Source organism: Psychrobacter sp. UBA3480 (assembly GCF_002377945.1).
Taxonomy (GTDB): domain Bacteria; phylum Pseudomonadota; class Gammaproteobacteria; order Pseudomonadales; family Moraxellaceae; genus Psychrobacter.
In genome coordinates, this window is the sequence record NZ_DFQV01000013.1 from 74610 (window position 1) to 89076 (window position 14467).

The 14467-nt window shown below is 41.1% G+C and carries 11 protein-coding genes, 2 tRNA genes and 1 other RNA gene; 8 read left to right on the top strand and 6 right to left on the bottom strand.

Going from position 1 to position 14467, the window contains the following annotated elements; all coding sequences use genetic code 11:
* From B2863_RS05045 to B2863_RS05065, 6 genes are all read left to right on the top strand, one after another.
* Nucleotides 1–618, top strand: a 618-nt coding sequence (locus B2863_RS05045; RefSeq protein ID WP_296207972.1) for a molybdopterin dinucleotide binding domain-containing protein, incomplete at its 5' end; no start/stop codon positions are given.
* 94 nt (nt 619–712) lie between these two features.
* Nucleotides 713–1795 (top strand): formate dehydrogenase accessory sulfurtransferase FdhD, encoded by a 1083-nt coding sequence (fdhD, locus tag B2863_RS05050; RefSeq protein ID WP_296207974.1) that lies wholly within the window; start codon nt 713–715, stop codon nt 1793–1795.
* A 783-nt stretch (nt 1796–2578) separates the two neighbouring features.
* A complete protein-coding gene (locus tag B2863_RS05055) occupies nt 2579–4228 on the top strand; it encodes a sodium:solute symporter family protein (RefSeq protein ID WP_339343189.1) in 1650 nt (549 codons plus the stop codon).
* An 84-nt stretch (nt 4229–4312) separates the two neighbouring features.
* Nucleotides 4313–4447 carry a putative transporter small subunit gene (locus B2863_RS14685; RefSeq protein WP_414706886.1) on the top strand — a complete coding sequence of 45 codons (135 nt, stop codon included), beginning with the start codon at nt 4313–4315 and terminating at the stop codon, nt 4445–4447.
* 181 nt (nt 4448–4628) lie between these two features.
* Nucleotides 4629–4702: transfer RNA gene (locus tag B2863_RS05060), tRNA-Cys, on the top strand.
* Nucleotides 4703–4826: 124 nt separating this feature from the next.
* A tRNA-Leu gene (locus tag B2863_RS05065) sits at nt 4827–4913 on the top strand.
* A gap of 289 nt (nt 4914–5202) precedes the next feature.
* On the opposite strand, the gene B2863_RS05070 is transcribed toward B2863_RS05065, so the two are convergent.
* The 4 genes from B2863_RS05070 to B2863_RS14690 form a co-directional block, all read right to left on the bottom strand.
* Nucleotides 5203–6831, bottom strand: a complete 1629-nt coding sequence (locus tag B2863_RS05070) for a long-chain-fatty-acid--CoA ligase (RefSeq protein ID WP_296207976.1) — start codon at nt 6829–6831, stop codon at nt 5203–5205.
* 894 nt (nt 6832–7725) lie between these two features.
* Complete coding sequence (locus B2863_RS05075) at nt 7726–8754, bottom strand: sialidase family protein (RefSeq protein WP_296207978.1); 1029 nt, start codon at nt 8752–8754, stop codon at nt 7726–7728.
* 258 nt (nt 8755–9012) lie between these two features.
* Nucleotides 9013–9192 carry a hypothetical protein gene (locus tag B2863_RS05080; protein WP_296207979.1) on the bottom strand — a complete coding sequence of 60 codons (180 nt, stop codon included), beginning with the start codon at nt 9190–9192 and terminating at the stop codon, nt 9013–9015.
* A 698-nt stretch (nt 9193–9890) separates the two neighbouring features.
* Nucleotides 9891–10004: an Arm DNA-binding domain-containing protein gene (locus tag B2863_RS14690; protein WP_372887653.1), complete on the bottom strand. Its 114-nt coding sequence runs from the start codon at nt 10002–10004 to the stop codon at nt 9891–9893.
* Nucleotides 10005–10512: 508 nt separating this feature from the next.
* Here B2863_RS14690 and B2863_RS05085 point away from each other — a divergent pair.
* Nucleotides 10513–11247, top strand: coding sequence for a LexA family protein (locus B2863_RS05085; RefSeq protein ID WP_296207981.1), 735 nt, complete (start codon nt 10513–10515; stop codon nt 11245–11247).
* A gap of 203 nt (nt 11248–11450) precedes the next feature.
* On the opposite strand, the gene ssrA is transcribed toward B2863_RS05085, so the two are convergent.
* Together ssrA and B2863_RS05095 are read right to left on the bottom strand one after the other, a co-directional pair.
* Nucleotides 11451–11809, bottom strand: a transfer-messenger RNA (tmRNA) gene (gene ssrA, locus B2863_RS05090).
* A 70-nt stretch (nt 11810–11879) separates the two neighbouring features.
* On the bottom strand, nt 11880–12566 hold the full coding sequence (locus B2863_RS05095; RefSeq protein ID WP_296207983.1) for an alpha/beta hydrolase: 687 nt from the start codon (nt 12564–12566) through the stop codon (nt 11880–11882).
* Nucleotides 12567–13024: 458 nt separating this feature from the next.
* Between B2863_RS05095 and B2863_RS05100 the strand changes: the two genes are divergently transcribed.
* Entirely contained in the window at nt 13025–14395 is a 1371-nt protein-coding gene (locus B2863_RS05100; RefSeq protein ID WP_296207985.1) for a glycerophosphodiester phosphodiesterase family protein, read from the top strand.
* Nucleotides 14396–14467 lie beyond the last annotated feature (72 nt).

The window sequence follows — 14467 nt, forward strand, 5'->3', positions numbered from 1 at the left end:
GATATTATTCGAGACTATATCGCTCAAGCTATTAACGGATTTGAAGACTTTAATCAGCGTATTCGCACCTCTGAGCGTGGCTTTCATTTGTATCATGCGGCGCGTCATCGTGTATGGAATACCAAAAGCGGCAAAGCCCAGTTTGAAGTACCACAATATCCGATTACTTTTGTCGCTGCACAAATGGCAGCCGCAAATGATATCGATGACCATGCAGATACAGCACAAAAGGTTTGGCAATTGACCAGTGTCCGCAGCCATGACCAATTCAACACTATGATTTTTGGGTTTAAAGACCGCTATCGTCAAACGGATCGCCGTGACGTGCTATTCATGCATCCCGATGAAATAAGTCGTTTAGGTTGGCAAAAAGGTGACCGTGTTATGGTTACTCGCCAGCGTGCTAAAGATAGCCTAGAGCAACCACGCATATTGGGCCCATTGGTATTGAGCGAGATGGATATTGCCTCCAACGCTGTTGCCGCTTACTATCCTGAATGCAATGACCTCTTTGATTTAGAGACACATGCGCCAGACTCTCATATCCCAGCATACAAATCGACCACCGTCGTTTTAGAGCGCGTAGAGGCAAATACGTCGACCGCTACGCCTGCGTAAATCATACTGTGGAGAGTCAATAAAAATGACATTTTCATTGGATCTCCCTTTAAGTGACCGTAAGCACACTCATAATTTTAGGCCATAATAAATCGTGATAACCATTGAAAATAATGCTGCACAAAGTGAGGCTCTTATTGACCCTACTATAATAGATAATTCAACTAGCTCTAAGATAGTTGCACCTGAATTGCCTAGCGGTGATAGGTTGTCAGAGACACCACTTGCTCGTAATCATTTAGCACAAAAGCATCATTACCCTTCAGTTATTAGTGACCCTAATAATGACTCTCATCTTCAAATCGAATCTCAGAGCACCAGCTTAGCCGTAGAAGCTGCGGTCTCTATCATTATTAATGGGATTCATTATGCTGTGCTGATGGCTAGTCCTCATCAGTTAGAGTACTTGGCTGTTGGGTTCTTATTTAGCGAAGGATTAATTCAATACAGTCACGAGTTACTCGACTGGGAAGTGACTCACCTTGCAGATCTAGCTAGCTATCAGCAGTTTGCTCAAGATTCGAATGACGAAGATCTTGATTCAGTATCGATTGAACAAAGCTTAGAACAATTTCAAGATTACGATATCTATGTCGTGGAGTTGGTATTGAGCCAACGCTGCCATCAACGTATCCAAGCACAAAAACGGCAGCTCGCAGGGCGCACAGGCTGCGGTATGTGCGGTATTACTGGATTAACACAAGCTTTGCCTGATTTAAGTGCTTACTCTCAAAGCAGTCTACAGTCCGACCATAATCAATCGACAAGCAACGATAGTGCTAAGACGACTGTTCCAAGTCTTGACTACCTACTGGCACTGCGTCAACAAGTGGATGCCGCGCAGCATACACATCAGCTGACAGGTGCGGTACATGCCGCAGCAACGATACATAATCAGCAGCTGTATTTATTTGAGGATGTAGGCCGCCACAATGCACTCGATAAACTTATCGGTTGGCAATTACGCCAAAAAGCAGACGTTAGCTGTGTGCTTATGACTTCGCGTCTCTCTATTGAACTGGTTCAAAAGTCTATTCGAAGTCAAATCCCGTGGCTAATTGGCATGTCAGCACCTACCAGTACAGCCGTGCGCGTGGCTGAGCGTTACGGACTTGGATTGGCTGGATTTTTACGTGATAACCGAGTCACTTACTACACCAAACAAGATAATATATAAAAATTCACTTCTACTTGTTCATTGAGAGCACCCGTCTATCGCTTATTATCTATTTTTTCTAGTGAAAGCTTCAGTTAATTACTCATAGTCATCATTTAGCTCATAGCGATATATCACTCGATCCTGCTCATAATAAAACCCTATCTTTCAATACTTTACTAAACATCTTATTAAATCTCTTTAAACAAATACTTATATGTCATCTTCGGTCATTGTCTGGTAAATATCGGATAATGTTTGAGGTTGGTGACATAATAGGTTACTCTTATCGCGCAAATATGTTACAGGCACTTAACGAATATGTAGTTTTATTTATTAATGCCGCTTAGTAATACATCAATCGCAATAGATAAGTAGAGACTTCCTACCTATTGCTTATTACAGCTGACAAGGCTGTCTAAATCGAGTTCGGGTCATGCCATCATGGCTTAGTGCTTATTCGTAATTCCGCTATAGACACTCATCAAATGAGTTTTCTTTAGCATGTAGCTACCTTTGTGTATGCCTATTAATAGCGTGGTGGTTTACCCATTAACTGACACCTATTGAAAGTAGTCCCTGTCTTTTTGATTTGACACTATTTGTCTCATTAAGATTTGGGCGTGACACTTAGCATTTGCTTACCATCACAGCTGGTATTTTCGCTATTTATATTAGCCACATACGTTCGGTATGAGGGCTGTGTAGGCTATGCTGTATTCCTAATGGTTTGGTATCTTTCATTTTTACTGAACTTTATTCATCAACTAACAATTGCGAGGTCTGAGTTTGAAAACTGAGTCATTGTTCCAATTTTCATCATTGACGATTATTTTATTATTATTAGCATTTTATGGCGGCACCTATTTACTGTCTTTATTAATCAAAAAAGATAAAGAGACAACTTCTGGGTTTATGGTCGCAGGTCACGGTGTTGGCTTTGGTATGGGTGCAGCCAGCATGACCGCCACTTGGATTTGGGCCGCCTCATTTTATGCTGCGGCTACTTCTGGTTATAAATATGGCGTCTCAGGGCCGATACATTATGGCTTTTGGGGTGCATTGATGATTTTATTCATCTATCCTTTCGGTATGCGCTTTCGTGAATTGGCACCAGACGGTCATACACTAGGTGAACTTATTCATGCCCGCCACGGTTCATCAAGCCAATTAATCTTAGCCATATCCAATATTATGGGCAGTTTAATTAGCTTGATGGTCAACTTTACCGCTGCTGGAGCATTGGTGTCGGTTTTATCACCATTATCGTTCCAAACAGGGGTAATGATCGCAGGTATCGGTGTACTGAGTTACACATTGACATCAGGGTTTAGAGCATCTGTCTTTACGGATTTCGCTCAGTTGGTCGCTCTAATGGCCATTGGTATTGTCATTATTCCCGCCGTATTATTCGCTATGGGTGGCCCTGAGGTCATGGTCAGCGGCCTATCAAACCTGACATTAGAGCAGCAGAACTTCTTCTCCTCTGAGGCATTCTTTCAACAAGGTGCGCCTTACTTCGTCGCTGTATTAGCATATGCTATCGGTAATCAAACCATCACTCAGCGATTATTTGCGATTGATAAAACTAAGATTAAAGCGACGTTTATCACTGCTACAGTCGGCTATGCTGGTATCGTTATTGGTCTTGGAATGATTGGACTAATGGCTGTAACGATTGGCGTCGAGCCACTCGATGGCAATATGAATAACCTCATCCCTCAAATGGTCAGTACTTATCTGCACCCTGTCTTTATCGCCTTATTCTTCATTTTAGTGATTGGGTCATTGTCCTCGACCGCTGACTCAGATTTATCAGCGCTATCAACCATTATGATGGCGGATGTCTACGGTAAAAACATCGCCAAAAAAGGCCATGTTAAACCTAAAACGATGATGCTAATTGGTCGCGGCACGATGATTGTTGCGACAGCAGCTGGACTAATTTTTGCGAGCTTTAAGCTCGATATTCTCGTCATGCTAGTATTTGTTGGTGCACTATGGGGGGCTATTGTCTTTCCTGTTATTGCCAGTGTGTTTTGGAATCGCGTCACCAATACTGCCTTTACCTCAGCAGTTATCGTCGGACTACTCTTATTTTGCGTTGCCCGTTTCGAATTACTCCCAATCACAGGTGCCACGGCCCTATTCTTTGAAATACTGGCAAGTGTTGGTGCAGCAGTCGTTATTGGTCTAATGGTCTTTGGGTTCCTAGGTCGTAAGGTTGGCATGGTCGCCGCAGCTATCACGCTTGTGCTGATGCTTATTTTCGCTACTGGCTTCTTACGTCAATATATGGTCCTGCTAGCCTCTCTAACGGCTTACGGCGCTAGTACCGTCGTCTGTGTGATTATCAGCTTGATGGGAGACGAACACTTCGACTTCGACTTAATTAAGCAGCGTGTGGGCAATTACGATAAAAAGTCGGAAATCCCATCGTCACTTAAATCTTAAACCAAAGTCGCTTTATCCGAGTAATGATTAGTCAGGAGTATCTGGCTAATCGCTACTTACTTAGCAATATTATAAGGAGATATCATGGACAACGTTTTTATCTACGGCTTATATATCTTAATTTGGCCTGCCATTACTCTTGGCGTACTAATATTAATTTGCACGGCCACTTATCGCGATGTGAAAAGTGCTAAACGTGACAATAGAGATATAGTTTAGCGCACTATATTTTAAACAATCGTCATTACACGCTAGTTTACTGACGGCTTGAAAAAGCCTATTAATAGCGTAAATGTCCTGAAATTGGGGCTAAATATAGATAAGATAATAAATAAGCTGTTTTTAATTAAAAAAGGACTTGTAATTTACTATATTTTTGCTAATATAGGCGACCTTGATTGGCTGGATGGCAGAGTGGTCATGCAGCGGACTGCAACTCCGTTAACGCCGGTTCGATTCCGACTCCAGCCTCCAATTATTTATTAACTTTACGTTAATTTTGGCTTGCATTATTATCACAACCGATTATAATAGCGACCACTTATCTAGTAACTAGATGGTCTATCAGCTAGTTTACATGTTAGATAAAACAAGTTTTGCCCGGGTGGTGAAATTGGTAGACACAAGGGATTTAAAATCCCTCGCTAGCAATAGCGTGCCGGTTCAAGTCCGGCTCCGGGTACCATTACATAGTCCTATACTATCTTATAGAACAGCTAAATCCCCTGATATAATATCAGGGGATTTGTTGTATCTGGCGTTCTATACTGTCCTACTCTATCTATCCTAATCCATGCATCTGATGTACATTCATCTCCCAGTGCTCATTTAGAATATTAATCATGATAAGTGATATGGATGACGAGCATTTCAACTACTCTATTCACCTATACCACTATTCTTAGAGAAATCTAACTAGATTACGCACTTGGTTTTGCAAGTAGCATTGTCAATTTACGCTTTTTATAGCTGAATTAACTATCCAACAATATATTGCCATAGTCATCACGCAGATCTTTTTTCACCATTTTTCCAGCACCATTCAGCACGATATTATCTACAAATATGACTTTATCGGGTATTTGCCAACTGGCGATTTTACCTTCGTAAAAGCTCAGTACTTGCGACTCATCGATTTCTGAATTTGGCTCCTTCACTACAATCAGTACTGGACGTTCGCTCCATTTCTTGTGCTTTGCAGCAATAGCGGCCGCCATTCTTATCTGCGGATGGGCGACTGCGATGTTTTCTAGCTCTACTGACGATATCCACTCCCCACCAGATTTAATCAAATCTTTTGAGCGATCCCGAATATTCATATAGCCATCGGCATCAATGGTTGCAATATCGCCTGTGTCGAACCAACCGTCTTCAGTTATCGCATCAGGATTTTCTGTGTAATAATCGTTGATGATCCAATGCCCTTTAATCTGTAGACGACCTTGAGACATACCATCTTCTTCAACTCGCTGTAGTGGCTCGTCAGTATCTATGAGACGTAGCTGAACGCCGTAGGGTGGACGACCTTGAGAGTTACGCAACTCATTAATCTCATCTTTACTCAGCGATTTATGCTTGGCTTTTATTTGATTCATCGTTCCAAGTGGGCTGGTTTCTGTCATACCCCAACCATGTACTGCATCACAATTAAAATCCTCTCTAAACGTTTTGATTACCGATGGTGGGCATGCGGCTCCTCCGACGATAGTACGCGTCATGCTATCAAGCTTACTACCTCTGGCTTTGGCAGCGGTCAATAGACTTTGCCAAATCGTTGGAACACCTAAAGCAACCGTGACATGACAATCATCAATGAGAGATACTAGGCTGTCACCATCGAGATTTGGACCAGGAAGTATAAGAGAGCAACCAGTCAAGGCAGCCGCGTAAGGTGTGCCCCACGCATTGACATGGAACATCGGTACGACGGGTAGCAAAACGTCTTGTGCAGAGAGCGCGGAGACATCAGGCATGCATAACGCCATCGCATGTAGCACAGAAGAGCGATGCGTATATAAAATCCCTTTAGGGTTACCAGTAGTTCCTGATGTGTAGCACAAAGAGCTGGCTGTTGCTTCATCGAATTGAGGCCAGTCAAAGTCAGTAGAATTTTCTGCTAATAGCTCATCAAAGAACAGTACATTAGGCAGTTTTTCTACGATACTATCATCTCGATCACTTAGACAAATGAAGTGTTCAACACCTTTGATATGCTCTTTGATTGCCATAATTAGCGGTAGGAAAGTAGTATCAAAAAATAGTACACGATCATCAGCGTCATTGATAATGTAGCTAAGCTGCTCGGGGAACAAACGTGGATTGATAGTATGGCAAACCATGCCACTACCTGAAATCGCATACCAAGCTTCTAAATGACGACGGTTGTTCCAAGCCAAAGTCGCTATGCGTTCTGATGATTTAAGTCCCAGTGCAGCCAACGCATTGGCCAATCGTTTTGAGTTATCCGAGACAGTGCGCCAATTGGTATGAGTCATCTGTCCGTCGACTTCTTTGGACAAAACTGCCGTATCACCATGATAACGGGCAGCGTGTTCGATTAGACCACTAATCAACAATGGCTGATACATCATTTTTCCTAACATAATACATTCCCTGTAGTTATTTGAAAGTCCGCTTATTCTTGCTACTGCATCGCCTGATACGAAGAATAGGCCTCAACTAAGAATAATCAGAATTATTCTTTAAGACAAGTTAATATTATGTTCTCCATAGCCAACGAAAAATTGTGATTCAATTTCAAAGACTTGATGATTACTCTATATAAATAGCTTTTACTTTCTCATTCAAAGTTCATTGGTATCATTGTTTCTTTAATTAACCATAAAATTTAGACAAAAAAAATCCGACCACCTAAGTGATCGGATTTTTAATATTTGGTGGAGATGGCGGAAACTAAACTATAGTTATAAATACCTGATAATAAACATTATTAATAATTTAAAAATAGACGATACCAACCATAATACCAACAATCATTTTTTATTTTGCTGTTATTCAATGCCAACCCTATCAACTAAATATTATTTTGTAATTATTTGCAATATTAAAGTTATGCTGAACGTGCTAGCAACTTAGGAATATTATTTCTTACTTGGAAATTTCTTGCATGGGGTTGAATCGCGCTAAACACTACCGATAACTGTCATAGTTGCATTGAGTCTTTAATAGCTCGATGTTATAGCGATATGTCTTGCCCTTATATTCATAGCTCATTGCCATGCTGTGGGCTTCATTGCTTTGTAGCTGTTACGGCAGGCTTTAATGCTTAGATGTATATAGTCGCTCAATGTGCGCATGGTCGTTATCTCTAAATGTTATCTAAATCATTAGGTGATTTTACTTTGTCCTATCTTAGCTTAATTATTTCGTGCTCTTTTTATGGACATCAAAAACTATCTCAAACTTTCCAAGGTTAGAATAACTTGTGTATCAATTTATACTCACTTTCACGACAATCTTGCTTTTTCTATTCCTTTTCACAAGTTATTAATATCAACAGTGCAGCTATTAATTGATGGCTTACCCTTTGTTGTCTTGCGTGCATACCATACGATAAATATCTTTCCTCTGCCCAAATCAACCACAAAAGGCTGACCACCATCAGTACTATAAATCGGGCTTACTCTTTTTCTAATTGACCATGTTTTGCCATTGTCTGTACTTCTAAAGATGGTTATACCTGTCGTATCGTTGCCATAAACTATATCGCCTGATCCGCCTGCGTAACCTGATTTGCCTGTTCGATCACCTGTGATTAGAATAATCGAGCCATCATCTAGTTTAGTCAAATTTGGTTGACGGCCATTGATGAGCTTAGGGTCTAAAGCTGTAGGAATTGACCACGTATTACCATTATTGGTAGAAATTGAGCTATAAAGATTATTATGCTTACCCTTATCTTCACGAATATAAGCAATCCAGTTGTTTGAATGTGTGTTGACAATGTCAGCCTCACTAAACTGCCTACCTGCTGTCGCAGGAGCTATGACACTCTTAAATCTCCATGTAATACCACCATCTAATGACTCAAGCAACGCGGTTTGCCAAGTTTTAGCGTTATAACCAGTACGATAGAGCCTAGTCCCTGCATTCTTAGGTGTTGACCAAATAGAATACCCATCAGCTTTACTCGTAGTTGTTGCTTTAACTAAACCTGCATTTTTTCTCAAGTTCCAAACTTTCAAATCAACCGATTTCCCCTCGCTTAGTAAATCAGCTATTAGGCTAAAATCATAAGTTTGGTCGTCATTGATAAAAAAGTCTTTGAGTCTAAATGTGTCACCGCCGTCATCTGATCTAAACATAACCTGTTTATCTGATTTTGCGTGCGCAGTACCAGTGCTAAAAATACCGACAATACTGTTGCCTATTTTGGTTGCGTAAGGAAATGCATCGTAATTCTCGTTGTAGATAATTTTACTGCGATAGCTATTTGAGCCTAAGTGTGACGCATCATTAAAACTTACGCACAAATCTTGATTTTTTTCATCTGCTAAAACTGTCATTGATGAAAACCCAAGAAATAGTGCTATTAGCAACTTACTTAGCAAGATAACACCTCATTGTTTAAGCGATAGAACATTTTATCATCTACTGTTGAAAGCATATTGTTTATAATTAATATCGCTTACTTATTTCATGCTATTTTTATGGACTCAAGAAAGTCCGTTATCTTCCTATTGCATTTTAATGCGTTTCGGTATTCCTATACTGTCACTGGGTAGATTGGCTGATAATGTATCAAGTAAGCTCTGGCAGCGTGTCTAGTAGTCTATTAAGTAAGGGTTGTCATTATTGCGCTGCTCATCGCACCATACTCTTTGACTGTGCAAATCTTCAGGGCATGCAATCAAGGCACTGGCTAAAAACCCTTGTCCATTCATTATAGGGTCAGCTAGTGCTAGCTCTAGGATAAAGCACTGCCCCTGTATTAATAGCGTCATACGCACGTTGTAGGCATCTATATGCGTATTGCATAGGCAGACTTTAGCGAGCACAAACGAAACACCTCATCATCACCATTAAGGGTCGTCAATGATGATAAGACATTACTTGCAGTATCACCATTAAAAAATTGGGCTGCTTTGTCTGTCATTTATGAAGCATTACTGATACTACCGTCAATAAACTTATCGAGTATCGGCTCAATAGTTACTTCTTTAAAACGTTCTTGGGGCTTTGGGTTGGATTCTAAAAAGTCGGCTAGCTCTTTATCTTTTAGACTTGCCTTGTCATTTTCCCACGATGATAGCTTAATAAGATAATCAGCATATAGCTGCTTTTGTACTTACGTACTTTGAAGCTAGTTAATTCCATAGCTTGTGACTTGCCGCTACCGCTTCCGCCCTCTGCTATTAATATTAGGATGGTTAGCATGAGTCTGTGTTGTATCAATAAATCCTTGCCCCATGTATGCCAGTGCCCCTAAAACGCATTGGTCTGTAATAGCTGTCGGAGCTTGCGTATAGTGTGCTACTGCCTTAACAACATACTGTAGTAAGCCTGTGAACGCATCGATAGGGTATGGCCGTGGGCTTGTTCCAGTTAATGGTTCAGATCCGTGCCATATCTCAGTTTGTAGATCGAGTATGGTTGTATCATGAAGGGCTACTATATCTCTATAATTACCAACAGTGAGGGCTTACTGCTTATCTTGCCAACGGTATGCGCTGACCCATGACTTAACGCCAGTGTAATGCACCCGTAATTGCAGCCCGTTACCGTCACTATGCTTGTCAGGTCGCTTTGTATCAATCGAGGTGTACTAAGTAATAGCTTATTAATGACGGTATGAGTTAAGGGCATTGGGCTATCCTTTGTTAGTATTGAGAGCGTATATAAACTTTAATACCAAAAATAATACCAACATTCTATATGGTTCGCCATACCCCTACGAGGTAGTGAAAACCCAAAAAACGCCCAAAATAAAGGGCTAACAGTCTATGACGGTCAGCCCTTTATCAGTGTTTGGTGGAGATGGCGGGAGTTGAGTTAACCTACTACAAGCGTTGATACTTAAAGATTTTTACTTTATCTTAGCCTCTTGTGTGTCATATGTGTGTAAGGAGATTTACTAAATATTATCTAATATTATGTTTAAATTAAAACGATTCCACTAGAAACTGTTATTTAGGTAGTTATAGACCTATCCATAATCCAATTTACCCATAATGTAGTAGATTTTGAATTTTAGAACACTACCAACTGTAGTATTCTATGCTTTTATAAGTAAAGTGATGAACATAGGGTTAGGTTAAAAGTATATGAGAACAGATAAAAATGATTCTGATTTTCCAAAGCGCCTTCGCGCTAAAATGGAGTCGCAGGGCGTTAGTAAGAAGAAGTTGCATAAAATGACTGGCATTAGCTATGAGATGGTTAGGCGATACGTAAACAGTGAAGCTACACCAAGAGAAGAAAAAATACTTTTGATAGCGGAGGCACTTAGCACAACCGCAAGTTATCTAAGTTATGGTGTTGAAGTTCACGAGCTTTCAAAAAGCAGTGAGGTGGGATTTGATAGTGGAACTCAGCCTAGCTGCACTACTAATAAAAATAATACTGACAGTATCGTGAGGAATGTCGAAGACTTGCATTATGTGCCAGTGCTTAACTTCTCCCAAGCGGAACATTTACACAGAACAAAAAGGATTGCTCTTGCTGATTCTTTCGAACCAGTCGTAGGATCTTTTTATGGTAACAATACTTATTGGATCATAATAGAAGATGACAGCATGAAACCTTATTTTAAACGCCGCGATCTTGTACTGATCGATTCTAACCTAGAACCATCACCTAGTGACTTTGTACTGGCATGCATGAATGATGATAAAGGATTGCTTCTTAGAAGATGGAGGCCGCGTGGCTTTAATGAAATGACAGGCAAGCCGTATGAACAACTTGTAGCTGAGCATGAAGACTATCCATTAATCGATAGCCGTCACATGGAGTTCGAAGTTTGTGGCGTGGCTATCGAATACAAACGTAGGCTAAAATAAAAGTTTCACAAGTTAATAAATAGTATTTTTCTGTGTGTAGATTGGAATGCCACATGTGTGTAGGACAGCCATGTTAATTAGCATTTTCAATATATAGCTTTTTAATTAAGCTAGTATCATAGACAGTAAAAACCCCTCTAAGCATTATGCCTAGAGGGGTTTTTAATAATAACAATTATTACTGATTTGTTCTTTTATGTAAATGGTGGAGATGGCGGGAGTTGAACCCGCGTCCGCCAGCATTACGCTCATGAATCTACATGTTTAGTTTCTGTCTTTAGTTTTAATCCGCACCGATCCGACAGTCAGGATGGATTGGACGATTCTCTACTTTTGAACCCAAGCAATTGAGACAATCACTTGTGGCGAGCCTACATGCGGACGCTTCAACTTAGTTAACCAACTGTAGGTGATCAGCAACTAAGTAAGCAGGGTTTAAGCTGCTAGAGCGTAAGTTTCGTCGTTTGCGACTATAACAATATATGTTTGATTAACGAGAGGACATACACTCTCGACATGCATCATTGAGTTTCATCACCAGCGTCGAAGCCAGAACATCCCCAATAAGACTAGCTATTATATAGGAGATATCAGTTATGTTTCAACCTATAAGTAGCCTGCATTACATTACGTTACAGCTTAATAATTTGCGCCAAAACAGTGTTTAACCATTTACCGATATTTTGAATCTGCGGCATACAGACTTGATGTGCCATCGGATACGTATTGTAGGACACATTGTAATCCTTCGCCGACAATAACTGCTGGGCTTGCTCACCTAGGATGACAGGCACGACTGGATCATGAGAACCATGCTCAATCAAAATCGGCATATCTTTATTGGCAGCACTATACTCAATATTGTCATTGGTTGCTAAGTACGTAGAGAGCGTCATCAAGCCAGCCAAACGTTCTGGATAGCCAAGTGCCACATGATACGCAACTGCCCCGCCCTGCGAAAACCCTGCGATGACGATATGCTCTGATAACACGCCGCGCTCTATCTCACGACTGATCAAATCTTGTATTTGCTGAGCAGACTCTTCAATCTGAGCCACATCTACTTTACGCTCCAGACTCATCTCTATGATGTCGTACCATGCTGGCATCACCATGCCGCCATTTACCGTGACTGGGCGTTTAGGTGCATGTGGGAAGATAAAACGTACTGCCATATCATCAGCCAACCCAAGCTGCGGTACAACTGGCTCAAAATCATGACCGCTAGCACCTAAGCCATGTAGCCAAATCACTGCGCGATCTATCTTTTTTTGAGAGGGATTGTGCTCAACGACGACTGCGTCTAGATAGTTATTCATAGTTATCCTTAATAATGTAGTGAGAGATGCCTTAAGCATTTCTATATTTTTTGCCAAGATAATGTGTGTGTCATTATATGGTCAATATCATCTGTTAGTTTGAGAGTATGGTCAATAGTGAGGTACTAAATGGACAATAGCAAAAATGTGAACAGTATAAGAAGACACGTATGACTTTACGACCGATAAGCTCAGTACTATCAAGCTCAAATACTGTCAGCTGTCTATTCTTTAGTACATGTGCCTACAATTGTATCCGCATTAATGCTAAGGTTTTACAAGGCCAATTTCCTACAAGGCTAGGCTCTTACAACAATGTCACGACCTTTAGTGGTTTTTAGCAAACAGCAAGTAGCAAACAGCAAGTAGCAAGTAGCAATCAATAGTCAAACGTTAATTTTTCAATTCCTATCCATACGTCCGATGGGATTTTTTATAATTTTGCAGGAACATTTTACATGACAATTTCTAATAAATCAGCGCTTGAGCTGAGTAAGCAGACGCCGGCTAAGGTTAATAAGATTAATCTCGCCTTACCTTTAACGCTGATCAGCTCATTATTGATAGTAGGCTGCACTACCGATAGCCGCTCAACACTCACATCAAAAGCCCCTTTATCGACAGCGCAACCACAATCGCAGCCACAATTGTCCTCACCTGTCGCATATACCTATGGAGTGCGTCCGTTTTACCTGATCAATGATATGGATGAGGGACCACTAAAAGAAGAGCTACAGGCGTGCAGGGGGCAACTGCCAAGTAAGACAGACTTCTCTATTGCGCATCGAGGTGCGCCATTACAGTTGCCTGAACATACTTATGATAGCTACGTGGCGTCAGCACAAATGGGTGCTGGCATCTTGGAATGTGATGTCGCTTTTACCAATAACGGTGAGCTTGTATGTCGTCATGCCCAAAACGATTTGCACACCACTACCAATATTCTAACCACGCCAATAGCCAAGCAATGCACTGTACCGCCCATATTGGACGCTACAGGCAAACTTACCAATGCCGATAGTATCGAATGTCGCACCTCAGATATCAGCGCTGCTCAGTTTAAAACCTTGACGGGTAAGATGGATGCTGCCAATAAAAAAGCAACCAGCCTTAGTGAATATATGAATGCGACTGCGCCTTGGCGAACGGACTTATACTCGCAAAATGGCAAAGTATTAACCTTGAAAGAGCATATCGCGTTGGCTCGCAAGCTGGGTATGAAGCACACGCCTGAGCTAAAAGCACCTGTAGTGACTATGCCGTTTAACGGCTATCGTTTGGACGATTATCGCCAACAGCTGATAGATACTTATAAGGCAGCAAATGTACCTGCAAGCGATGTATTTGCCCAGACATTCAATATAGAAGATCTGGATTACTGGATCAAAAACGAGCCAGCTTATGGGGCTAATGCCGTTTATCTGATTGATGACAGCAATGAGACCGCTAAGAGTAAAACATTTGATAAAAATGACGCAACCACTTGGAAGCACTCATTGGCTGATATCAAAGCACGCGGCATTAACACCATTGCTCCAGCACTTTGGTTGCTAGTCACTACTGATGGTAAGGGAAATATGCAACCATCAGAATACGCAAAACAAGCCAAAGCCAATGGTCTAAAAATCATTACTTGGTCGATAGAGCGTTCAGGGCCATTAACGGATGGTGGCGATTGGTACTATAGCGGTCTTGGTGATGCTATCAACAATGACGGTGATATGATGAATTATATTGACGTACTAGCGCAGGACGTCGGTGTCCAAGGCATTTTTTCAGATTGGCCCGCTACAGTGAGCTACTATGCCAACTGCAAAGGTCTTAAATAGGTTTTCGCTTAGTCTATTAATAGATAATCACGCTTAATCTTCGTTATCAAGGCCAGCTTATTTATTGAGCTG